Origin of the sequence: Leisingera sp. ANG-Vp, assembly GCF_000813725.1 — a bacterium.
GTDB lineage: Bacteria > Pseudomonadota > Alphaproteobacteria > Rhodobacterales > Rhodobacteraceae > Leisingera.
This window is the reverse complement of record NZ_JWLD01000020.1, coordinates 153045-173248: the sequence shown is the minus strand read 5'-3', so window position 1 is coordinate 173248 and position 20204 is coordinate 153045. Positions and strand designations below refer to the sequence as shown.

Sequence of the window (20204 nt, the reverse complement as noted above, 5' to 3'; positions counted from 1 at the left end):
GATCAGGCATTGGGGTCACGCAGCGCGCTAACGGAGGAGGCCAGCACCACCGAACCGCCCTCGGTGATCAGGCCCACTTCACCGCCCTGCATCCTGGTTTCATTCACCTTGAAGTAAATCTCGGCGTATTCTTCCAGCAGCACTTCATCATCCTTTCGGCTTTCAACGACAAAGGCATATTCCCCGGCTTCAAGCGGGTTGCCGTCGCTGTCCAGCCCATCCCATTCATAGGGTTCGGCTGAAACCGGCAAGCTGATGCGCTGCACTTCGGTGTCATTGGCATCTTTAACCACCAGTGTCACGGAATCCGCAGCCGCGGCAGGGTTCGGGGCAATGGTAATTTTGTTGCTGCCATCAAAGTAGCCAGGTGCCACAGCCCTGGCTTCCATCCCGACCCAGCCGGACAGAGCAGCCATATTGGCCAGGCCCAGCTGCGATTGCAGGCCTTCCAGAAGCGTGTTGGTCTGGGTTTGCTGCTCAACCATAGAGAACTGCGCCAGCTGTGCAGCATATTCGGTCGAATCCAGCGGCTCCAACGGATCCTGATTCGTCGCCTGCGCAGTCAGCATTTTGATGAAAGTGTCAAAATCCGACGTGAGGCCGGAAGTTTGCTGGGAAGATGCCTGCGGCAGCGGCTGCCCGGCGCCGCTGCCGGAAGTGATTGGTGTTGTCATCTGATCAGACCCTCATATCCACGCCGGAACTGCCCAGCCGGAGGTTTTGCTTTTCTGGTTCGTTGCCGTCCGCTGCGCCCGTGCCGTTTGCGCCGGCCGTTCTGGAAGCAGCAGAGCCGCCATCCGAATCCTGCCCAGGCTGACCGCTGCCGGCCTCGCCGCCGCTGAACTCGAAAGACACATCCTCATAACCCATGCGGCGGAACTCCTCCGCCAGTTCATGAATGTGGCGGCGCATCAGATCGCCTGTCTCGGGGCGCTCAGTGTGGATCACCATCGTAATGCCCGATTCGGCGGCGATCACCCGCATTCTCACGTGCCCAAGCTCCTGCGGGTTCAAGGAGACTTCGACCTTCTGCTCGCCCTTCGCTGCAAATGCCTCGGCCAGCTGGGCTGCAATCATTCGCGGCGCTTCCGGCCGGTGGGCTGCATTGGTGCCGATGGAAGCTTCTGCAAGCAGCTGCGTCAGCCCGGGCACCTCGCCGGAAAGACCTAGCGTACCGGCCAGGGTTTCTGCCGAACCGGCAAGCAGCTCAGCTTCCGTCCTTCCGCCTGTCAGCCCGCCAGCCAGCAAAGGCTGCACGAAAGCTGCAGAAGATTGCAGGACCTGAGGCGATGACGGTGTTGGAGCCATTCGAATCGCACTGTCCCCGAGAGCTCTGGCAATACGCCTGCTCAAACCGGCTCCTTCGCCTTCGGCCAGCACCGTCTCACCGGCCTCACCGGAAGCTGGCAAGCCACCGGATCCCGGTTGCCCGCCCGCGCCCTTCACTGCAGCCAATCCCGGCGGCAGCGCTTGTTTCACACCTTGCACAGCTGCAGCCCCGGCCGACATAGCCGCTTCAGGAGCCGCAATGCCTGATTGCGGGAGCGGCTGTTGAGGCGTTGCAGGCCCAATGGCCGGATTGGCATGCGGATTGCTCTGTCCGGAACCTGGCACTGTCCGGCTGCCGTCTGTGCCGTTGCCGCTCTGCGCCGTGATTGCCCCCGTCGGCAGGCGGCCAACCTGGGACAGCTCCCCGGTCTTGGCGGCAGCTTGGGCAATCCCTCCGCTGGCCCCGGCCTCAACCGTGTGCCCGGCTGATGTCCGGGCTTCCGGTGTTCCGGGCACCGCCATTTGCAAACTGGCATCTGCGCGCCCACCTGCCCCCCCCCCTGGCATCTGAGGAGCAGCATCTTTTGCCGCTCCAGCGCCATCTGCAGCGGCGGCCGCCACGGGAGGCTGGCCCGGAACCGCTTCCGCTGCGCGGCCCGCGCCCTGCACGGCAGCACCCTGGTCCGGCTTTGCCTGCGCGCCCCCGGCTCTGCCTGCTTCACTCTCAGACCTGAGCGATCCTTCGGGGTTGGAAGAACCCGGAGATTTGGCAATCAATGCCTCTTCTGCGGCAGCTGTTTCACTCGCAGCATCAGCGCCTTCCAGACCGGAAAACAAGGCATCGTCCGACGCAGCGCCGGAGCCGGAGCCGCCGTCGGCCGCCATCGGCCCGGATTCATGAAGCTCGGTTTCCAGTTCAGCTCCATCGGCGCGGCCGTCGGCATGCTCTGCTTCGCGGCCCTCCTGTCCAGAGTCTGTTTCATTAGACCGGGTCTCGGGACCACCGTTTGCGGCCGCCTGGCCAGACGCGCCCTGTGACCCATTGGCAGCACTTGCCTGAACCTGGCCCTCCGCTGCAGCCGCATTTTCGGATGCTGCCGATTCGCCGGTCCCGGGCTGACCTTTTGAAGCCGACTTCCCGCCATTAGGCTGAGTCGCCATAAGATCTGCGAAGCTACTGGAATTGGATGATTTTTTAGGTGACCCCAAAGCCGTCGGCGGCGCTTTTCCAACAGCGCCGGCGTCATGAGCAATGATCGTGTTCGGTATCATGATCGTCTTCCGGATATTCTATCTCGACCCGGACAGACCTATCCCAAAGCGGTTACGGCAATTTTAACCGGTTTTGGTGCAGTCTTCGAAAAATCGATGAAATTCGCGTTTCAAACCGGAGAACCGGACATGCCAGACCTCTTGCCCATCCCGCGCCAGACTCCGTCTGCAGTAACTCCAGTGCGGCCGGCAGCCAGCGATCCCCTGCGCGAGGCTGCAATCGAGCTGGAAGCTTCTTTTCTTGCACAGATGCTGAAATCCGCAGGCCTCGGCGAATCCCGCGAAGGTTTTGGCGGTGGCGCCGGCGAAGAGCAGTTCACCAGTTTTCTGATCCGCGAACAGGCCACGCAAATCGCCCGCTCCGGCGGCATCGGTTTGGCAGAATCACTTTATCATGCATTGAAGGAGACCCAAGGTGAGTGACCCGAAACCCCAGCAGATGATTGATGAGCTTGATCTGATCCTCGACCGCGAGCGCACAGCGCTGATGGCCGGCGATCTGGGCAAGCTTGAGGAGCTTCTGGCCAAGAAAGAAAAGATCATCGGCAAGCTGAACGCGGTGACAGAGTTTGAACGCGAGTCGCTGGCCCATGTTCAGACCAAAGTCTCCCGCAACCAGCAGCTGCTGGACAGTGCTATGGAGGGTATTCGGGCCGTGGCCGCCCGGATGGCCGAATTGCGCCGCATCCGCAAGGGCTTGGACGTATACGACCAGGCCGGCCGGCGGACCCGTTATGGCACCCGCGGCGCTTCCCGGCTGGAGAAACGGGCCTGATCTCAATTTTGGGAAAATTCTAAAAAAGCAAATCCCAGCATTAGCACTCCCTTAGCAACTGATGCGCCAATGTCGCCTTGCACCTCACGAGGGGTGGCGCGGAAGCCGGACGGCGGAACGCACTGTCAGAAAGACGTCAAACAACGCCCCCCCGGGGCACCTAAGATCGGGGCTAAAGCGCCCCACAGCTAAAGGAAAAAGCTATGACCAGCATTCTGACCAACAACGGCGCAATGGTTGCTCTGCAGACCCTGAAATCTGTGAACAGCAACCTGGAAGAAACCCAGAACCAGATCTCGACCGGTAAAGAGGTCGGCATGGCAAAAGACAACTCCGCTGTCTGGGCCATTTCTAAATCGATGGAATCGGATATCCAGGCTTATGAAGCGGTTTCCGATGCCTTGGATTTCGGTGAAGCCACCGTGGCTGTTGCCTCCTCCGGCATGGAGCAGATCGTTGAAACCCTGAAGGAGATGCGTGAACTGGCGGTTGCCGGCAAATCGCAGAACGTTGACCACGCGAAAATCGAAGCCGACTTGGTTGAACGGCGTGCAACAATCGAGTCGATCATCGACTCTGCCTCCTTCAACGGCGCAAATCTGCTCGACGACGCTGTCACTACTCAGCTGGATGTTTTGGGCGGCCTGGATCCGGCGAACGATACGATCACCATCACCGCTCTGGACACCGCTTCCAACCTGGACACCAGCAGCATGACAGGTCTGACGATCTCCAATGCTGACACTGTTCTGTCGGAAATTGAAACCATGATCACCTTCTCGATCGACTCCGCAGCCACCCTTGGCGCCGCGAGCAACCGCCTGTCGGATCAGGAATCGTTTGTATCAAAACTGACCGACTCGCTGAAATCCGGTGTCAGCACCATGACCGACACCAATATGGAAGAAGCGTCCGCGCGGCTGAAAGCACTGCAAACCCAGCAGCAGCTGGCCGTTCAGTCGCTCACCATCGCGAACCAGGCGCCGTCGACCCTGCAGCAGCTGTTCCGTTAACAGCCCTAACCGGGGCGCTGACAGCGCCCCGGTCTTCCCCTCTCAGAGAACCTGAAGAATAATACGTTAGGAAAACACGTGAATGCCCTTCTGAAGGCGAAGAGTGCCTATTCGGCGGCAAAGGCCCCGACCCGGACAGCAAAGAATTTTGAATATGAAGTCATGGCCCGCGTGACCCGCCGTATGGTGGCAGCGGCCCAAAAAGGTCAAAGCAATTTCCCCGAATTTGTGCAGGCCCTGAATGACAACCGCAAACTCTGGTCGATCTTTACAGCTGACCTGGCAACGCCAGGCAACCCGCTCCCCGCTGAACTTAAAGGCAGCCTGTTTGAACTGGCGATATTCACCAGACAGCACACCAGCAAAGTGCTTCAGCGCAAGGCCGACATCCGGCCGCTGGTAGAAATTAATACGGCCATCATGCGTGGCCTTCGTGGCGGAGCTACCTGAATATGAGCGGACTTGTCCTGAAACTTGCCCCCAAGGAGCGTGTCCTTGTGAATGGCGCGGTGATTGAAAACGGCGACCGCCGCAGCCGGCTGTCGATTGTAACCCCGGATGCCAACATCCTGCGCCTGCGCGATGCGATCCATCCGGAAGAGGCCAATACCCCGGTGCGCCGCGTCTGCTACGCCGCGCAGCTGATCCTGTCCGGCGATGCCGATCCCGAGGAAGAGCGCCTGCCGATGCTGCGCCGGATCGAAGAGCTGAGCCAGGTCTTCACCGACCCCGACAGCCGGGCTTCAATTGCTGAAGCAACCGACGCCCTGATCGGCAACAACCACTACCGTTGCCTGAAGGCGCTGCGCACCTTGCTGCCGCGGGAAGACCGCCTGTTTGCCGTCAGGCCGTCATGAACATCCAGCCCCCTCTGCCAACCACAGAAATTGGGGGCTGGGAATACCTTCAGGCCGCCTAGGGCAAACAGCACGGGGCGCTGACCCTGGAAGCTATTCTGCATCAGGAAGCCAGGTTATTTGTGCAGAAAACCAGCAGCCTGAACACAACGACAGATCTGTTCAACGGCCCCCAGGCTGCTCGATTTGCCCTTGATGCCTTTGGCCCGAAGGAATGCAGCTACAAGAAGGCCTTTCTGGAGGGGATCCTCCAGGAGGGCACCGCAGCAGACGATGCCCAGGCCAACCGCAAAGATGATGCGCACTGTGTGCAACTCAGCGGAGCTTCTGGCGTTAGTCCCGGGCACTCCCTGAAACTAGATATCCTTCACGCCATGACTGCACGGGTCTCTACCGCTCAAATCCGGGTTTTGAATCGCACTCGATGACCGGGATCCAGCCATGTTATGGGTGATGTTTGCGGAACGTGCGCCGCCGAGTTTTGCCGACGATGTTTCCTAGGCAGACTCACAGTTACTTAGCGGGATGGTAGGACCGGAGCTTCGGGACATGTTCGAACCGCCCCTGAACCTGTCTTCAAGCCCAGTCCAGACCGGCATCGGCCAGTGCTTCAAAGCGATCAAGGTTAAGCCGAACGCGATGTTTGGCACCGGCAGCCTGTCAGCCGTTATTGAATCCAAACAGACGAACAAGCCCCGCGCCAGGTATCGGGTAATGCCGGAGACCAACCTGCTGGACTCCAGCATGCCCTAGGGATCACCCGCGCCTCTGTCGCAGGACCTTTCCTTCAAATTCTGATCAGATACGCTGCTGGCACGTGTTAGCAGCCCCGGCTCAGAAACACGGCCCTGCGTCGGAACGGCAGGGCTCCGCGCGGTTACCGGCCAGCCTTTGACCGGCGCAACAACAGCAGCAAGCGATTGAAGCTGCTGGTGATTCCTTCCGGGTCCTCGCGGCCGAAAAACGCGTCCAGTTCCGGCCATAGCCTGACGGCCTGGTCCAGCACAGCGTCATTGCCCTCAGCATAAAGGCCCGCCCGGATCATCACTTCCGACTGCTCGTAGGAGCCAAGGAATTTGCGCACATCCTGGATAGCGGCGTTTTCATCGGCTGTAGCCGCAGCTGGCAGGCTGCGCGACACCGAGCGCGAGACATCGATCGCCGGAAACCGGCCGCGTTCAGCGATTTCCCGGTTCAGCACGATATGGCCGTCCAGCACACCGCGCAGAATATCGGCAATCGGCTCATCCATGTCGGAGCCGGCCACCAGCACGCTGAACACTGCAGTGATATCCCCCTGCCCATCTCCCCCCGGACCGGCCCGCTCGCACAGACCCGTAATCAGCGGCGTCACCGAAGGCGGGTAGCCGCGCAGGGCCGGCGCCTCGCCGGACGCGGCAGAAATTTCCCGGTGCGCCTCGGCAAACCGTGTGACCGAGTCGGCCAGAAACAGAACGTTCTTGCCTTGGTTGCGGAAATGCTCTGCCACCGTCATCGCGGACCAGGCGCAGCGGCGGCGCACCAGGGCCGACTGGTCGGAAGTCGCCGCAACGACCACGGCCCGGCTCATGCCTTCCGGCCCAAGAACCTGTTCAACAAAATGGTTCACTTCGCGGCCGCGCTCGCCGATCAGGGCCATAACCACCACATCGGCTTCCATGTTCTGCGCCAGCTTGGCCAGCAGCGAAGATTTCCCAACCCCGGAACCGGCAAAGAGGCCGACCCTTTGCCCGCGCACGATCGGGAGAATCGTGTTCAAAACCGCCTGGCCAGTGGCCAGCCGCTCTCCCATCGCTCGCCTGCCTGCGGCTTTCGGCGGAGCCGCCATCAGGTCGCGCGGCTCCGACCCAGACAGCAAGGGGCGCCCGTCCAGCGGTTCGCCAAAGGGGTCAATCACCCGGCCAATCCAGTGATCGCTGGGACAGAACTCCGGCGAAGGGTGCAGCAAAACTGCGTCGCCAATGGCCGCACCGTCCGGCGCCCTATCTGGCAACATGCTGATATTACTGCCATTGATCTTCAGCACTTCACCGTGCAGTTCATCCTGAGGGCCCCGGCGCAAAACCAGCCTGTCGCCAATGCGTGCAACCGCCGCCAGCCCGCCGACTTCGATCTCTCCGCCCGATATTCCGGTGACCCTGCCCATCTGCGTGGCCAGGCGTTTGCCAGCTAATTGACGGGTCAGTGCTTGCAGCTCTGCTTTCATCGCAGCGGCCTCCATTGATGTCCTGAAAACAATTTCTAAAGGAATCGGGGTTAAGCCTTGATTGAAATCGATCAAGGGAGAAGCCCTGGTGTTCACAGAATTGAACGTCTTCAAAATTGCCTATTCCATGGCAACCCATGCCGGCAAGCGCCAGGCGTTGGTTTCCCAGAATATCGCCAATGCCGATACACCCGGTTACCACGCCAAGGACATCAAACCCTTTACCGAAGTTTTTGCGGCTGGTGCACGTCCCAGCAGCATGGTCGCGACACGCGCCAGCCATCTGAACGGTGCTGCGGGCAGCGGTATGGACTGGGCTGTCATCTCCAGCGATGCCGGCAGCGACCCCAATGACAACTCGGTCTCCGTCGAGACCGAACTGCTGAAGGGCGTCGAAACCAAGCGGCAGCACGACCGCGCCATGTCGATTTACAAATCCTCCATGAATGTCCTGCGCGCCAGCCTGGGCAAGAGTTGAGGAGGACTGAGACATGAGCGAGTTTTCCAGAGCCCTTTCCGTTACCTCCAGCGGCCTCAAAGCACAGGCAGCACGGCTGCGCCATGTGTCCGAGAACATCTCCAACGCCGACACTCCGGGCTACCGCCGCAAGACGGTCCCCTTCGAGGCCGTTCGCGAGCTGCAGACGGACGTGGAACACGTCCGCACCGGCCGGGTCACGCTGGACCGCCGCGACCTGGAGGAAATCTACGATCCCTCGCATCCGCTGGCCGATGAGAGCGGTCACTACAAAGGCTCCAATGTCGATCTGATGATCGAGATTGCCGACGCCCGCGAAGCTCAGCGCAGCTATGAGGCCAATCTGAAAATGTTCGAACAGACCCGGTCGATGTCAACCGCGTTGATGGACCTTTTGAGACGCTAACTTCCTAAAACTATTGGAGATCCAGAATGGATATTCGCAGTCTTTCCGCTACCAGCGGCTACGCCGCCGCCCGGCCAGCCACCAAAGCTGACCCCAATCATGCCGCAAGCGCGGGAGCAGGCGCCCGCCTCAAGGAGAGCTTCGAGGACTTTGCCGCGACCCTGCAGAAAAGCGAGCAGGTTTCGGTTCAGGCAATGACATCCCAAGCCGACCCGCATGCGCTGGTGCAGGCGCTGGCGCAGACCGAGCTGGCGGTGGAAACCGCTGTCACCGTGCGCAACAAGGTCGTCGAGGCCTACCAGGAAATCCTGAGGATGCCGGTCTAAGCCATGATGAGCGAAAGCCTGTTTTATGACACCCTGCGCCAGGCACTTTGGGCGGCCGTCACCATGGCGACGCCGATCCTGGTTGTCGCACTTGTGGTTGGCTTGGCTATCGGCCTGTTCCAGGCCCTGACATCGGTGCAGGAAATGACACTGACCTTCGTGCCCAAGCTGGCCGCGATCGTTGTCGTGTTCTGGATGACTATGGGCTTCATGACACAAACCCTGGTGGCCTTCTTCGACGGCCACGTTGTCCCGATGATTGCCGGAGGCTCATAATGGAAACCACAGGCTACGCCACTCTTTCGCGCCAATCCGGCCTGATGCGGGAAATGCGCATTATCGCGAATAATATCGCCAACTCCGCCACCACCGGCTATCGCCAGGAGGGGCTGATCTTCTCGGAGTTCGTGCAGTCTTCGCCGGGGCAGCAGTCCCTGTCGATGTCCCGCGCGAACATCTTCAACACATCCATGGAACAGGGCCAGATGACCAAAACCGGCGGCACTTTCGATTTCGCGATCGAAGGCGATGCCTTTTTCATGGTCGAGACTCCGCAGGGCGAACGCCTGACACGTTCCGGCGCATTCTCTCCGAATGCCGAGGGCGACCTGGTCACCATGGACGGTTTCCGGGTGCTGGATGCAGGCCGTGCGCCAGTGTTTGTGCCGCCGGATGCCGGCAAGATCGAAGTGGGCGCCGATGGCTCGCTGAGCGCAAACGGGCGGCTGCTGGGGCAGCTCGGCCTGTTCAAGCCGGTGGAACAGCACACCCTGGTCCGTGAGGACGGCGTGATGTTCCGCGTCGAAGGAGACATTGAGGAAACCTTTGATTCAAAGGTTCTGCAAGGTTTCCTAGAAGGCTCCAACGTGAACGCGATTTCCGAAGTGACCCGGATGATCGAAGTCCAGCGTGCCTATGAAATGGGCCAAAGCTTTTTGCAGGCGGAAGACGAACGCATCCGCAATGCCATTAAAAACCTGATCAAGATCTAGGAGAATCCAGATGCGTGCCCTGAAGATCGCAGCCACCGGCATGAGCGCCCAGCAATTGCGGGTGGAGACCATCTCCAACAACCTCGCCAACATGAACACCACCGCCTACAACGCGCGGCGCGCCGAGTTTGCAGATCTGCACTACCAGCAGATTTCGCGGGCCGGCACAGTCAACGCTTCGGATGGCACCGTACTGCCGACCGGCGTGCAGGTTGGCCTTGGTGTACGCCCCGCGGCAATTTCGGTGCATCTGGCCCAGGGCGCCCTGCAGCAGACCAACAACGATCTGGATGTCGCGATCGACGGCAAAGGCTATCTGGAGGTGACGCTGCCTTCCGGTGAGACCGCCTATACCCGCGACGGTGCCCTGAAACGTTCGGCGGAAGGGCTGATCGTGACCTCGGACGGCTTTGCCGTCTCCCCGGAAGTCACGATTCCCGATGACGCCACCAGTATCTCGATCAACGCTGAGGGCGAGGTCTACGGATATTTCGACGGCACCACCGCCGGCCAGCTTCTGGGCCAGTTCACCCTGGCCGGTTTCACCAACCCAAAGGGGCTTGAGGCGATCGGCAGCAACCTGTTCACCGAGACCGAAGCTTCCGGTGCCGCTACTGTTTCCACGGCCGGCGAAGACGGCCTCGGAACCTTCCGCCAGGGCTATCTGGAAGGCAGCTCTGTGGATGCGGTGCGCGAAGTCACTGAGCTGATCGAAGCCCAGCGCGGCTATGAAATGAATGCCAAGGTCATCTCGGCTGTCGACCAGATGATGGGTGCAACCACACAGGTGCGCTGATGAAATTTGCCCTCGCCTGCCTGACCGCCGCTACGCTGGCCGCCCCGCCTGTCTGGGCGGACTACCTGATCCCACTGCGCACGATCCGCGCCAAGGCCATCGTGACAGCCGAGGATCTGGCGCTCAAGAAAGGCGAAATCCCCGGCGCGCTGTCGGATCCCGCCGAAGTCATCGGCCAGGAGGCACGTGTAGCGCTTTATGCCGGGCGGCCGCTGCGGGCCGGCGACATCGGCCCGCCGGCCATTATTGAACGCAATGACCTGGTCACCCTGTTTTTCCGGCAGGGCGGGCTGACCATCGCCGCCGAAGGCCGCTCCCTGGGCCGCGGTGCTGCCGGTGACGCCGTCCGGGTCATGAATCTCTCTTCCCGCACCACCGTCACCGGACGCATCGCGGAAGACGGCTCCGTTGAGGTAAACTGATGACTATGAAATTTTCCCCCGTGAAACCGCTGCTGCTGGGCGTGCTCCTGCTGGGAGCCTGCGCCCGGATGGACCATCTTGGCAAGGCGCCCTCCTTCACCCCGGCCAATGAGTCACCGGAGCATGTTGCGATGCTGTACCAGGGACTGCCGGCGCAGTCCCAGGCCCGGCGCACCGTTGACGGCGCTTCTCTGTGGAGCGGCTCGCAGCAATCGCTGCTCGGCGACCGCCGCGCCATGAAGCGCGGCGATATCCTGACGGTGGTGATCGAAATCGACGAAGAGGCGCAGATCTCCAACGACACCCAGCGGTCGCGCTCCAGTTCGGAAAGCCTGAATATGCCGCAGCTGCTTGGCCTGCCCCAGCGGCTGGACAAGAACCTGCCCGAAGGAGCCACCTCAGCCGATGCGGTTGACCTGGGCAGCTCCAGCTCCTCCGGCGGCACCGGCACTGTCAAGCGCAGCGAAAAGCTGGAGCTCAGGGTTGCCGCCACCGTGGTCGATGTGCTGCCCAACGGCGTGCTGGCCATCAGCGGCACCCAGGAGCTGCGGGTGAACTTCGAACTGCGCGAACTGCTGGTCACAGGCTATGTCCGGCCCCAGGACATCAGCCGCCAGAACGAGATCACCTATGACAAGATCGCGCAGGCCCGTGTCTCTTATGGCGGCCGCGGCCAGATCACTGATGTTCAGCAGCCGCGCTACGGCCAGCAGCTGCTTGATGTAATTCTGCCGTTCTGAGGGTTGCCATGCTGTCGAAACTCCTGCCCGTCATCCTTCTGATCATCGGAACCGGAGGCGGTATCGGCGCCGGCATCATGCTGGCGCCCGAACCCGAGCAACCAGTTGCCGAAGGCAGCGAAGGCGCAATGCCCGCTGAAGAAGCCGAAGAAGAAATCGCTGAGGAAAGCGAAGAGAACCAGCGCGAATACATCAAGATCAGCAACCAGTTCGTGGTTCCGGTGGTCGAACGCGACGAACTGACATCCCTGGTGGTCATATCGTTGAGCTTGGAAGCCAAGAAGGGCACCACTGAAAAAGTGCACATGCTGGAGCCCAAGCTGCGCGATGTTTTCCTGCAGGTATTGTTCGACCACGCCAATATGGGCGGCTTCCGCGGCGCCTTTACCCGTTCCGATGTGCTGGAGCCGCTGCGCACAGCTTTGCGCGAGGCCGCGCAGAAATACATCGGCAAAGGCGTCTATGACGTGCTGATCATGGAGATTTCCCGCCAGGACGTCTGACGGGAAGATTCCAGCCGTAACAAAAATGGCCGGTCCCTGGGGACCGGCCTTTTCCGTTGCCGCGGTATCTGCCTGTCTTAGCCTTCCAACAGCCGGTTCATCTGCGCTTTAGACTGCTCAGCTTTATGCCGCTTGCGCTCGGCTGCGGCCATGGTCTCCACCGCATGTTTGCGCCCGAAAGCCTTGCGCAGCTGATCCATCATCCGCAGCTTCTTGGCCGTGGCCTGGGCCAGCTCCAGGTTCAGCTGGCGCCGGGTACGCGTATGCCAGCCTTGCCACAGCAGGTCCGCCCCCAGCGCCTTCATTGCATGATCGCCGTCCGCTTGCTCGCGTGCAGCCTGCACCTGCTCATTCAGCTTGGCCAGCTGGCCGCGCAGCTGTGCTTCCTGCGCCAGCACCGGTTGCACCTTGGCATGCTCCTGCATGTATTGCGCAGCCGTCACTGCAGCCATCTGATCCAGCATTTTCTGCTTCATGTCACCTTCCCTTTGGCGCGTTTGCGCATCTCTTCAGCAAAGCGGATGGCCGCAGCAACCGGCGCATAATGCTCTTCGAGAATCTCATCGCCGATCTCGATCGCAGCGTGCAAAGCCCGCGCAGTCGGCGGGTCGCTGTGGATCGGCACACCGTTTTCATTGGCCACCCGCCGGATCGCCGCGGCCACTTCGTCCACGCCTTTGGCGACACAGACCGGCGCAGTCCCCGGCTCGCGGGCCCATTGCAGCGCTACCGCGTAGTGCGTCGGGTTGACGATCACCACATCCGCCTTGGGCACATCAGCCAGCATTTGACCCATCGCAATCTGCTGGCCGCGCTGGCGCCGCTGGTTTTTCATATGCGGATCGCCTTCGGCGTCCTTGATCTCGTCCTGGATCTCCTTGCGCGACATCATGTTCTTGCGGCGGTGTTCAGCATGCTGAAAGGCCGCGTCTACAACGCCGATGGCCAGCGCGATAATCAGAGCCAAAAATAGGAACTCCATCGACAACTCCGCCAGCATCAGGACCACCGACTGCGGGCCGGTTCCGGAAGAGGCAATCATCTCCGGCAGCCGGTGCGTGAGATAGACGCTCAGGCACACCGAATAGAGCAATAGCTTCAGGAAGCTTTTGAAAAACTCGAACAGTCCGGCACGGCCGAACTTGTTCTTGGCGTTTGAAATCAGGGAAATGCGCGACAGCTTCGGCTCCAGCTTGCTGGGGGCAAAAACCAAGGCGCGCTGGCCGACGATAGAGAGCAGGACAATGGCAAACGGCACCAGAAACCACGGCAGGATTGGCCGGAACGCACTGCCTATGAAACCGCCCGTAGGCGCCGCAGAAGAACCTTCGAAGAAAAGCGGCGCCAGCCGGTCCGGCTGGTCGAGAAAAGTCATCAGCGCCGTGCCGATCCCTTCGACGCTGCTGCTGCCGGCCGCATAAAGCGCGATAATCAGGCCAAGGTAAGCCGCGGCAACCGACAGGTCGGTGGATTTGGCAACTTCGCCTTTTTCCCGGGCCTTTCGGAGCTTCTGCTCCGTTGGCTCAAATGACTTGTCTGAGTCGTCGTCCTGGCCGCTCATGGCATTCCGCCTCCAGGGTCCGCGAAAAAGGTCATCAGAGACCGCATCCAGACATCCAGAATCATCGGGCTGCCCACCATCAGGATGAACAGGCCGAAGAAGGTGATCACCGGAGCACCAACCATGGCCACCATCAGCTGCGGCATCGCCCGGTTAATAACCCCCAAGGTCAAGTTGTAGATCACTGCGGTGACCACAAAAGGCGCCGCCAGAGTAAAGGCCAGCGAAAAGCTCTGCGATACCCGGAACACGCCCCATTCCGTCAGGCCCGCAGCGGCTGGAAACTGCCCTGCAGGAAACATCTGGTAAGAGCGGATCATCAGCTCTGCAACACGCACATGCAGCCCCATCATGGCGGCAAGAGCAACGCCCGAGATCATCAGGACAGCACCAAGCGCCGGCATCGGCTCGGCCCCGATACCGCCCAGAACCTGCGAAAGGGAAGTGCTTTGCGCAGCCATGGTGCCGGCAGTCTGCAGCGTCAGAACAAAGATCCGCACGCCGATGCCCAATGCCAGGCCGATGATGGCTTCAGTCACTGCAAACCGGGCATATTCCATCACACCATCCGGCTCAGGAAAGGCCGGAAGCGCCGGCGCCACCACAAAAGTAAAGGCAGCGGCCACCGCCAATTTGACCCGGGTCGGAACATAAAGCTCGCCCATGGCAGGCAGCACCGCCACCATGGCAGACACCCGCAGAAACACGATGGCTGCGTGCCAGAACCCCGCCCCAAGCAGAGCAACAAGTTCCGGCGGCAGAAAGCCCAGGTTCATGCCTGCACCATTCCAACCAGGGCCGGGCGGGCCTCCAGCCCGATTTCTTCGAACGACAGGACCGGATTGGTGATGCCGCGGGATTTCAGAATGGTCTTCAGATAGCGGCGGCGGCGGGTTGATGTCACCACCGCGGCAAAGACACCCTGATCCGTGGTTGCCGACAGCTTGTCTGTCATTCCGTCGGCCAGCCGGTTGAACAAATCAGGCGGCAGCGCGATGTCCAGCCCGGCGCCCTGTCCGTCGACCTGATAGGTCGAGAACTTATCCTCCCACTCAGGTGCCAGCTGGATCAGCGGTATGGTTCCGTCGTCGCGTTTCATTTCAGCTACCAGCTGGAAGCCAAGCCGCTGGCGCACATGCTCGCAAATCAGCTCGGGCTGGGTGGTATGCAGCCGGGCCTCGGCAATCGATTCCAGGATCAGCGGCATGTTGCGGATCGAAACCCGTTCCTCCAGCAGCAGCCGCAGAACTGTATGCAGTGTGTCCATCGGCACTTTGTCCGGCACCAGCGCATCCAGCAGCTTACGGTTCGCCTCGGAGCGGAAATTGTCGGACAGCTGGGTCATCTCATCCAGCAGGCGGCGCAGCGACTTCAGCGTCAGCAGACGGGCAAAGTTCTGCTTGATGATCTCCAGAAGATGGGTTGCAAGGATTTCCGGCGGGCTGACAACAGTGGCGCCGGCCAGAGCCGCCTGCTCCTGTGATTTGGCTGAAATCCAGCGGGCCGGAGCGCCATAGACAGGCTCGGTCACATCAGTTCCGGGCGGCAATGCATCATGATTGTCCGGCATCAGCGCCAGCACCATGTCGGGATTGAGGATGCCGCGCACCTGCTCAACCCCCTGCACCTTGATGACATAGGTGCCTTTTTCCAGTTCATGCTGATCGGTCAGCCGGATCTCCGGCAGGATCAGGCCGAATGTGGTCGCGATATGCGAGCGCATATTGGCAATCCGCGCATCCAGCCCAGTGCCGGCATCCAGCACCATGCTGACCAGATCGGGTGCAAACTCCAGATGCAGATCGTCCAGATCCAGAATGTCGCCGAGCGGCCGCGAAGCGGCCGGATCCGAGGCTTCTTCGATTTTCTCCTCGATTTCGGCTTCAGCATCATCCTTCTTCTTCTTGGCCATCCGGTAAGCCGTGAAGCCAAGCACCCCGCCGCCAAGGACAAAGGGCAGGAACGGAAGGCCGGGCACCAGCGCAAACAGCACCATCAGCACAGCCACGGTGGTCAGCGCCGCAGGGTGGCGGCCGAACTGGTCGAACAAGGCGGTGTCGGTGGCACCGGTGGTGCCGCCGCGTGCCAGCAGCAGTGCTGCCGCGATGGAGATGATCACCGACGGGATCTGCGACACCAGGCCATCGCCGACGGTCAGGATGGCATAGGTCTCAAACGCGTTGCCAACCGGCATGCCATGAACAAGAACGCCCATGATGAGGCCCATCACCAGGTTCAGCAAGGTGATCAGCAGGCCCGCGATGGCATCGCCTTTGACAAATTTCGAAGCACCGTCCAGCGATCCGAAGAAAGTTGTTTCCTGCTGCTCCCGCTCGCGGCGTTCCTTGGCGGTCTGGTGATCGATGGCACCTGCGGACATGTCGGCGTCGATTGCCAGCTGCTTGCCCGGCATCCCGTCCAAGGCAAAGCGGGCACCGACTTCGGCCATCCGGGCAGCACCCTTGGTGATCACCATGAAGTTGACGATCAGCAGCACTCCGAACACCACAAGGCCAAGGAACACGCTGCCGCCCATGACAAACTGAGCGAAGCCTTCGATCACATTTCCGGCGGCATCGGTGCCGGAATGGCCCTGGCCGATGATCAGCTTGGTCGAAGATATGTTCAGCGACAGCCGCAGCATCAGCGAAGCCAGCAGTACCGTTGGAAAGGACGAGAAATCCAGCGGCCTTTCGATGAACAAGGTGATGGTGAAGATCAAGATGGCCAAGGCAAAGGAGGCCGCAAGGCCCACATCCAGCACCCAGGCAGGCATTGGCAAGATCATCATCACGATGATCGCCATCAGCGCCAGCGCCAGCAGGACGGTCGGGCTGAAGAGTTGTTCCGTCGTCAGCTTAGGCACAGTTCAGGCCCCATGTTTTGCAAGTTATTAAATGGGTGTCTGCGGATGCGCGCGCCGGCAGAAACTGCCGGCCGCCGCCCGCCCCGGCAAGCTGGATCCGGCGGTCCTCCGGCCCGTCAGCGTCCGGCGTATGCCCTTGGCACAAATCTGAGAAGAGGAGTTTAAGACCTGCGCCGATCAGCGCCGCAGCTCCGCGTTCCGCGCCTGAAGCGCGCAGAATCAGCCCTTGCAGGCATAGTATTGAATAGTTTTCCGGCATTCTGCCCGTTCCAAATCAGGATTCACCCGGTCTTCACGTTACCGGCAGCCGGTTGACAAAGTGTTATCAGCATATGCAAAGGCCGCCCCGGTCAGGGCGGCCAGAACCGGAAGCTATAGTGTCAGGTCACTGACTGTCTTCAGAACCGCTCAATCCGGTACCGACTTGGTTCAGCAAGTCAGTTATGCCCCCTCTGGTTCCCTCGCTGCTCTCAACCAGGGCCCGCGCATGGGCAAGCGGTGTCAGGCCTTCCGGGTCCCGGGCCGTCTCGCCGATTTGCGTGGTGACCGAGGCAACGGCTCCGAACTCGGCGCCTTCGCTATCCTCAATGGCATCGATGGCCCCAAGATCTTCGGAATGCCAGAAACCGCGGGCGGCCGCATTGGCATCATCCTCGGCCAGCAGATACTCACCCGCACGGCCGTATTCTCCGTTGCGCCACAAGGCCTCGGCCCGCATGCGGTTGGCTTCCGAGCTGTCCAGCCCCATCAGCTCCACCAGCGCCCGGTGCGGCTTGTCCATGACCAGTGCAGCCTCGGCCATCATGAGGCGGCGGGTTTCGTTTTCAGCCTCAAGCGAGAGCTTGTTGAGCAATTCCTCAGCCTGCTCCGCAAACCCGAGATCCAGCAGCCGCCGTGCCACAGGGACCGCAACCGGCGCTGCCTCGGCCGAAGTGGCCTGGCCGGAAAACACCAGCGAATACTGCAGGAAAGTCACATCATCGGAACGTTCGGCCAGAAGCAGCATCAGCGGCTCCATCGCTATTGCGCGCGCTTTCGGTCCGTCCCGCTCGGACAAACCCTTAAGCTCTTGGAACGCATCATGGAATTGCCCCATCAAAGCCAGCGAGGACACCTGTGCCTGGCGCAGCTTCTCTCCCAGTTCGGTTTCGCGGTTTTCCAGCTCGTAAGAGGCGATCAGGTCCGGCACATCCGGAGACAGCGCCTTGCGCTCATTGACGCTGAGAGCCACCAGATCAATCAGAGCCGCCGGCGCATTCCCAGTCCGCTCGGCAACCTCGCTGGTCAGCTCTTCCGCAACTTTCTCGCTGTCGCCTTCCAGCTCGGCGATCGCTGCTTCCGCCAGGTTGATTTCCGGCACGTCTTCAACCCCGGTGCGCTCCACCGCCCGCAGAATGGCTTCCGCCGCATGATGATCTCCGGCTTCAGCGAACATCTTGCTGACCCGCGGCCCCAAATGCACCCGCAGATGTTTCGGCATCTTGGAAAATGCCTGCTGAATAGCATCGGTGTTGGCGCTTTTCTTGACTGCACCATCCGCCAAAGCCCCCCAGAATGCGCTGTGGCCTTCACAGCTCTGCTGGCCGGCAAACGGGTGATTGACCGGCAAAACCTCGCCGTCCATCAACATCGCCATCGCGGTCAGCAGCGTCACTTCCTGACTGGCTTTCTCCTCCGGCGGCAGGATTGTCAGAATCGAGCGGGCCTCCGCGCCAAACCCGAAGAACAAGTAACTCCGCGCAAGTGCAAAGACGCTGGCCGGATTCACATCATCGAATTCCCGGACCAACGCGCCGCGCAGCGGCCCGAGCTGATCCGCAAAGGGGCTCTCATTTCCCCAGTTGTGGATCGCCACTTTCCTGTCGGGCAAGCAATGGGCCGGCTTGTCGCTGCCATCAGTCAAAGCGGCCATCAGGCCGGTTTCACGGTCGATTGCAGACGTCACAGAGATATGATCAAGCGGGTTGAGCGGGCGGTCCGAGCGGCCGAGCGGATCCAGGCCGGCGGTATCTTCTGCTCCAAGAATCCCGCCTGCCGCAATATTCAGCAGTCCCTGGTTTGCCGCACGGCCGATCTGCTGCAGCAGCCGCTGCTCCGATTCTCTCACCACCGCCGCACGCTCGGTTTCTTCCATATTGAGCAGCATACTGGTTTCGGGGAGCTCCTCGGGCGCGCTGCCGGCAGCGGTTTCCGCCTCCGCAGGGAAACTGCTGCCGTCCAAAGGCAGCGACAGGTTTTCCTCGCTCGGCTTTTCTTCCGGCGCGGGGCTGGGTTCAGAGGCCGGAATCGCGTTGCTGTCCTGAGGCCGCAGGGTTTGCACCGGCTCTGCCTGTCCAGCGACAGCGGCGGCCAGTTCCAGCGCCATCCGTGCGTCTGCCGCGGCCGACTGGGAGAAGCTGAAGCGGTAACCTGTCGGCTGGGACGGCGGTGTCAGCGGAAGAATACTGCCGGCCGTACTGTATTGCGGCTGCGGTTCAGGCAGCCCGCCATCCCGGATATCCACCACCAGATAGCCGTTTTCCTGAACATAGGATGTAACGGTGCATTCGCAGCCAAGCTGCAGCCGCAACGGCTGGCCCGGCCCGTTTTGTGCCAGAGACTGCAGCCGGGTACGGGGAATGCGGCTGAAGACCCGCGAGGTATCGAACACCACATCCGGCGCATCTATATTCACTATTGCTGATTTGCCGCTTTGGGTCAGCGACCAGTCGGCAGCACCGGGCAGGCGCATAACCAGACGGGTAAAGCTGTTGTGCTCGCCCGAACGGGTCACAATCGTCTGCGCCGAAGCGGCGCCTGCCATCAGAAAGGCAGCGGCAGTGGCAAGTGCGCGCCAGGTCATGCTGCGTCCTGTTTCACCGATTTGAGAGCCTCTTCCAGCTCCGAGAACCCGGGACGGAAATGAGACGGCGTGTTCTGGCGGCCGACTTCGATGCAGATCGCCGCCGCATGATTATGCAGATTGGCCACCAGCACTTCGCGGATCAGCTGATAGAAATGCGCATCCTCCTCGATCACGGCTTTCACCTTGCCGGCAAAGGGGGCGACCAGGCCATAGGCCAGGAACACGCCGAGGAACGTCCCAACCAAGGCGCCGCCGATCATCTTGCCCAGCACCTCCGGCGGCTGGTCGATCGAGGCCATGGTCTTGATCACACCAAGCACCGCCGCGACAATCCCAAGCGCCGGAAGGCCGTCTGCCATGGTCTGCAGCGCGTGGCTGGAATGCAGCGCGTGATGCAGGTTGGCCTCCATCCGCTTTTCCAGAACCTCTTCCACCTGATGCGGATCGTCATAGTTCATCGATGCCGAGCGCATGGTGTCGCAGATCAGGTTCACCGCTTCCTTGTCACCCAGGATCTTGGGGTATTTGTTGAAAACAGAGGAGTTTTCCGGATCTTCGATATGCTGCTCCACTTCAACTGGATTGGCTCGCGCAATCCGGATCAGGGCAAACAGCAGGCACAGAAGGTCGCGGTAGTCATCCGGCTTCCATTTCGGGCCTTTGAAGACCTTGCCGACGTCCTTGACCGTGTGTTTGACACCGCCCATGTCGTTGCCAAGCAGAAAGGCCCCGACTGCGGCACCGCCAATCATCATCATCTCAAACGGCAACGATTTTAGAATGATCCCCATTTTGCCGCCGGCCAGAAGATATCCGCCGAACACCATGGCAAAGATCACCACAATGCCTACAATCCCGATCATAGGTCCACTCCGAA

Annotated in this window: 26 protein-coding genes; 16 read left to right on the top strand and 10 right to left on the bottom strand. The window is 60.8% G+C overall.

Translation table 11 applies throughout. The annotated features are described in order from the left end of the window. Positions 1 to 2: 2 nt before the first annotated feature. The 3 genes from RA20_RS08550 to RA20_RS25740 form a co-directional block, all read right to left on the bottom strand. Positions 3 to 674: a flagellar hook capping FlgD N-terminal domain-containing protein gene (locus RA20_RS08550; protein ID WP_039126803.1), complete on the bottom strand. Its 672-nt coding sequence runs from the start codon at positions 672 to 674 to the stop codon at positions 3 to 5. A 4-nt stretch (positions 675 to 678) separates the two neighbouring features. After that, entirely contained in the window at positions 679 to 1446 is a 768-nt protein-coding gene (gene fliK / locus RA20_RS25745; RefSeq protein WP_206540093.1) for a flagellar hook-length control protein FliK, read from the bottom strand. A gap of 596 nt (positions 1447 to 2042) precedes the next feature. Continuing rightward, complete coding sequence (locus tag RA20_RS25740; protein WP_193748801.1) at positions 2043 to 2252, bottom strand: hypothetical protein; 210 nt, start codon at positions 2250 to 2252, stop codon at positions 2043 to 2045. Between the two features lie 418 nt (positions 2253 to 2670). On the opposite strand from RA20_RS25740, the gene RA20_RS08540 reads away from it, so the two are divergent. The 7 genes from RA20_RS08540 (at position 2671) to RA20_RS08510 (ending at position 5939) form a co-directional block, all read left to right on the top strand. Then, complete coding sequence (locus RA20_RS08540; protein WP_039126800.1) at positions 2671 to 2964, top strand: rod-binding protein; 294 nt, start codon at positions 2671 to 2673, stop codon at positions 2962 to 2964. After that, positions 2957 to 3316 (top strand): flagellar biosynthesis protein FlgN, encoded by a 360-nt coding sequence (locus RA20_RS08535; RefSeq protein WP_039126797.1) that lies wholly within the window; start codon positions 2957 to 2959, stop codon positions 3314 to 3316. Before RA20_RS08540 ends, RA20_RS08535 begins: the two co-directional genes overlap by 8 nt. A 203-nt stretch (positions 3317 to 3519) precedes the next feature. Further along, on the top strand, positions 3520 to 4329 hold the full coding sequence (locus tag RA20_RS08530; RefSeq protein ID WP_039126794.1) for a flagellin N-terminal helical domain-containing protein: 810 nt from the start codon (positions 3520 to 3522) through the stop codon (positions 4327 to 4329). Between the two features lie 78 nt (positions 4330 to 4407). Further along, a complete protein-coding gene (gene flaF, locus RA20_RS08525; RefSeq protein ID WP_039126791.1) occupies positions 4408 to 4779 on the top strand; it encodes a flagellar biosynthesis regulator FlaF in 372 nt (123 codons plus the stop codon). A 2-nt stretch (positions 4780 to 4781) separates the two neighbouring features. Then, the gene (gene flbT, locus RA20_RS08520) at positions 4782 to 5186 is read left to right on the top strand and encodes a flagellar biosynthesis repressor FlbT (RefSeq protein WP_039126788.1); all 405 of its coding nucleotides are present in this window, start codon (positions 4782 to 4784) and stop codon (positions 5184 to 5186) included. 122 nt (positions 5187 to 5308) lie between these two features. Then, complete coding sequence (locus tag RA20_RS08515) at positions 5309 to 5614, top strand: DUF1217 domain-containing protein (RefSeq protein WP_039126785.1); 306 nt, start codon at positions 5309 to 5311, stop codon at positions 5612 to 5614. A 121-nt stretch (positions 5615 to 5735) separates the two neighbouring features. After that, the gene (locus RA20_RS08510; protein ID WP_039126783.1) at positions 5736 to 5939 is read left to right on the top strand and encodes a hypothetical protein; all 204 of its coding nucleotides are present in this window, start codon (positions 5736 to 5738) and stop codon (positions 5937 to 5939) included. 124 nt (positions 5940 to 6063) lie between these two features. Here the strand turns inward: RA20_RS08510 and RA20_RS08505 are convergent, their stop codons facing one another. Then, complete coding sequence (locus RA20_RS08505; RefSeq protein WP_039126851.1) at positions 6064 to 7392, bottom strand: FliI/YscN family ATPase; 1329 nt, start codon at positions 7390 to 7392, stop codon at positions 6064 to 6066. Positions 7393 to 7480: 88 nt separating this feature from the next. Here RA20_RS08505 and RA20_RS08500 point away from each other — a divergent pair, with 88 nt between their 5' ends. The 9 genes from RA20_RS08500 to RA20_RS08460 are packed head-to-tail and all read left to right on the top strand — an operon-like array spanning position 7481 to position 12055. After that, complete coding sequence (locus RA20_RS08500; protein WP_039126848.1) at positions 7481 to 7870, top strand: FlgB family protein; 390 nt, start codon at positions 7481 to 7483, stop codon at positions 7868 to 7870. A 13-nt stretch (positions 7871 to 7883) separates the two neighbouring features. Further along, complete coding sequence (gene flgC / locus RA20_RS08495) at positions 7884 to 8276, top strand: flagellar basal body rod protein FlgC (RefSeq protein ID WP_039126780.1); 393 nt, start codon at positions 7884 to 7886, stop codon at positions 8274 to 8276. A gap of 26 nt (positions 8277 to 8302) precedes the next feature. Next, positions 8303 to 8602 carry a flagellar hook-basal body complex protein FliE gene (fliE, locus tag RA20_RS08490; protein WP_039126777.1) on the top strand — a complete coding sequence of 100 codons (300 nt, stop codon included), beginning with the start codon at positions 8303 to 8305 and terminating at the stop codon, positions 8600 to 8602. A gap of 3 nt (positions 8603 to 8605) precedes the next feature. Continuing rightward, positions 8606 to 8878: a flagellar biosynthetic protein FliQ gene (locus RA20_RS08485; protein WP_039126772.1), complete on the top strand. Its 273-nt coding sequence runs from the start codon at positions 8606 to 8608 to the stop codon at positions 8876 to 8878. Then, positions 8878 to 9594 (top strand): flagellar hook-basal body complex protein, encoded by a 717-nt coding sequence (locus RA20_RS08480; protein ID WP_039126769.1) that lies wholly within the window; start codon positions 8878 to 8880, stop codon positions 9592 to 9594. The genes RA20_RS08485 and RA20_RS08480 overlap by 1 nt, the downstream gene beginning before the upstream one ends. Positions 9595 to 9604: 10 nt before the next feature. Beyond that, complete coding sequence (gene flgG, locus RA20_RS08475; protein ID WP_039126766.1) at positions 9605 to 10390, top strand: flagellar basal-body rod protein FlgG; 786 nt, start codon at positions 9605 to 9607, stop codon at positions 10388 to 10390. Then, positions 10390 to 10812: a flagellar basal body P-ring formation chaperone FlgA gene (gene flgA / locus RA20_RS08470; protein ID WP_039126764.1), complete on the top strand. Its 423-nt coding sequence runs from the start codon at positions 10390 to 10392 to the stop codon at positions 10810 to 10812. The genes flgG and flgA overlap by 1 nt, the downstream gene beginning before the upstream one ends. Beyond that, on the top strand, positions 10812 to 11552 hold the full coding sequence (flgH, locus tag RA20_RS08465) for a flagellar basal body L-ring protein FlgH (RefSeq protein WP_052248889.1): 741 nt from the start codon (positions 10812 to 10814) through the stop codon (positions 11550 to 11552). Before flgA ends, flgH begins: the two co-directional genes overlap by 1 nt. Positions 11553 to 11560: 8 nt before the next feature. Then, the gene (locus tag RA20_RS08460) at positions 11561 to 12055 is read left to right on the top strand and encodes a flagellar basal body-associated FliL family protein (RefSeq protein WP_039126761.1); all 495 of its coding nucleotides are present in this window, start codon (positions 11561 to 11563) and stop codon (positions 12053 to 12055) included. Positions 12056 to 12132: 77 nt separating this feature from the next. Here RA20_RS08460 and RA20_RS08455 read toward each other — a convergent pair whose 3' ends face one another. The 6 genes from RA20_RS08455 to motA all read right to left on the bottom strand — a co-directional run bounded on the left by RA20_RS08455 (position 12133) and on the right by motA (position 20190). Beyond that, positions 12133 to 12531 carry a hypothetical protein gene (locus RA20_RS08455; protein WP_039126758.1) on the bottom strand — a complete coding sequence of 133 codons (399 nt, stop codon included), beginning with the start codon at positions 12529 to 12531 and terminating at the stop codon, positions 12133 to 12135. Then, positions 12528 to 13616 (bottom strand): flagellar type III secretion system protein FlhB, encoded by a 1089-nt coding sequence (gene flhB / locus RA20_RS08450; RefSeq protein WP_039126755.1) that lies wholly within the window; start codon positions 13614 to 13616, stop codon positions 12528 to 12530. Before flhB ends, RA20_RS08455 begins: the two co-directional genes overlap by 4 nt. Next, positions 13613 to 14392, bottom strand: a complete 780-nt coding sequence (locus tag RA20_RS08445) for a flagellar biosynthetic protein FliR (RefSeq protein ID WP_039126752.1) — start codon at positions 14390 to 14392, stop codon at positions 13613 to 13615. The genes flhB and RA20_RS08445 overlap by 4 nt, the downstream gene beginning before the upstream one ends. Further along, positions 14389 to 16482, bottom strand: a complete 2094-nt coding sequence (gene flhA, locus RA20_RS08440; RefSeq protein WP_039126749.1) for a flagellar biosynthesis protein FlhA — start codon at positions 16480 to 16482, stop codon at positions 14389 to 14391. Before flhA ends, RA20_RS08445 begins: the two co-directional genes overlap by 4 nt. Positions 16483 to 16867: 385 nt before the next feature. Next, complete coding sequence (locus RA20_RS08430) at positions 16868 to 19324, bottom strand: tetratricopeptide repeat protein (RefSeq protein WP_039126743.1); 2457 nt, start codon at positions 19322 to 19324, stop codon at positions 16868 to 16870. Beyond that, complete coding sequence (gene motA / locus RA20_RS08425; RefSeq protein WP_039126740.1) at positions 19321 to 20190, bottom strand: flagellar motor stator protein MotA; 870 nt, start codon at positions 20188 to 20190, stop codon at positions 19321 to 19323. Before motA ends, RA20_RS08430 begins: the two co-directional genes overlap by 4 nt. Between the last annotated feature and the right edge of the window lie 14 nt (positions 20191 to 20204).

Coding starts and splice junctions, on each gene's coding strand:
- RA20_RS08550 (WP_039126803.1), bottom strand. CDS start 674: ATGACAACACCAATCACTTCCGGCAGCGGCGCCGGGCAGCCGCTGCCG.
- RA20_RS25740 (WP_193748801.1), bottom strand. CDS start 2,252: ATGAAACAGACTCTGGACAGGAGGGCCGCGAAGCAGAGCATGCCGACG.
- RA20_RS08540 (WP_039126800.1), top strand. CDS start 2,671: ATGCCAGACCTCTTGCCCATCCCGCGCCAGACTCCGTCTGCAGTAACT.
- RA20_RS08530 (WP_039126794.1), top strand. CDS start 3,520: ATGACCAGCATTCTGACCAACAACGGCGCAATGGTTGCTCTGCAGACC.
- flbT (WP_039126788.1), top strand. CDS start 4,782: ATGAGCGGACTTGTCCTGAAACTTGCCCCCAAGGAGCGTGTCCTTGTG.
- RA20_RS08510 (WP_039126783.1), top strand. CDS start 5,736: ATGTTCGAACCGCCCCTGAACCTGTCTTCAAGCCCAGTCCAGACCGGC.
- RA20_RS08505 (WP_039126851.1), bottom strand. CDS start 7,392: ATGAAAGCAGAGCTGCAAGCACTGACCCGTCAATTAGCTGGCAAACGC.
- flgC (WP_039126780.1), top strand. CDS start 7,884: ATGAGCGAGTTTTCCAGAGCCCTTTCCGTTACCTCCAGCGGCCTCAAA.
- fliE (WP_039126777.1), top strand. CDS start 8,303: ATGGATATTCGCAGTCTTTCCGCTACCAGCGGCTACGCCGCCGCCCGG.
- RA20_RS08485 (WP_039126772.1), top strand. CDS start 8,606: ATGATGAGCGAAAGCCTGTTTTATGACACCCTGCGCCAGGCACTTTGG.
- RA20_RS08480 (WP_039126769.1), top strand. CDS start 8,878: ATGGAAACCACAGGCTACGCCACTCTTTCGCGCCAATCCGGCCTGATG.
- flgG (WP_039126766.1), top strand. CDS start 9,605: ATGCGTGCCCTGAAGATCGCAGCCACCGGCATGAGCGCCCAGCAATTG.
- flgA (WP_039126764.1), top strand. CDS start 10,390: ATGAAATTTGCCCTCGCCTGCCTGACCGCCGCTACGCTGGCCGCCCCG.
- flgH (WP_052248889.1), top strand. CDS start 10,812: ATGACTATGAAATTTTCCCCCGTGAAACCGCTGCTGCTGGGCGTGCTC.
- RA20_RS08460 (WP_039126761.1), top strand. CDS start 11,561: ATGCTGTCGAAACTCCTGCCCGTCATCCTTCTGATCATCGGAACCGGA.
- RA20_RS08455 (WP_039126758.1), bottom strand. CDS start 12,531: ATGAAGCAGAAAATGCTGGATCAGATGGCTGCAGTGACGGCTGCGCAA.
- flhB (WP_039126755.1), bottom strand. CDS start 13,616: ATGAGCGGCCAGGACGACGACTCAGACAAGTCATTTGAGCCAACGGAG.
- RA20_RS08445 (WP_039126752.1), bottom strand. CDS start 14,392: ATGAACCTGGGCTTTCTGCCGCCGGAACTTGTTGCTCTGCTTGGGGCG.
- RA20_RS08430 (WP_039126743.1), bottom strand. CDS start 19,324: ATGACCTGGCGCGCACTTGCCACTGCCGCTGCCTTTCTGATGGCAGGC.
- motA (WP_039126740.1), bottom strand. CDS start 20,190: ATGATCGGGATTGTAGGCATTGTGGTGATCTTTGCCATGGTGTTCGGC.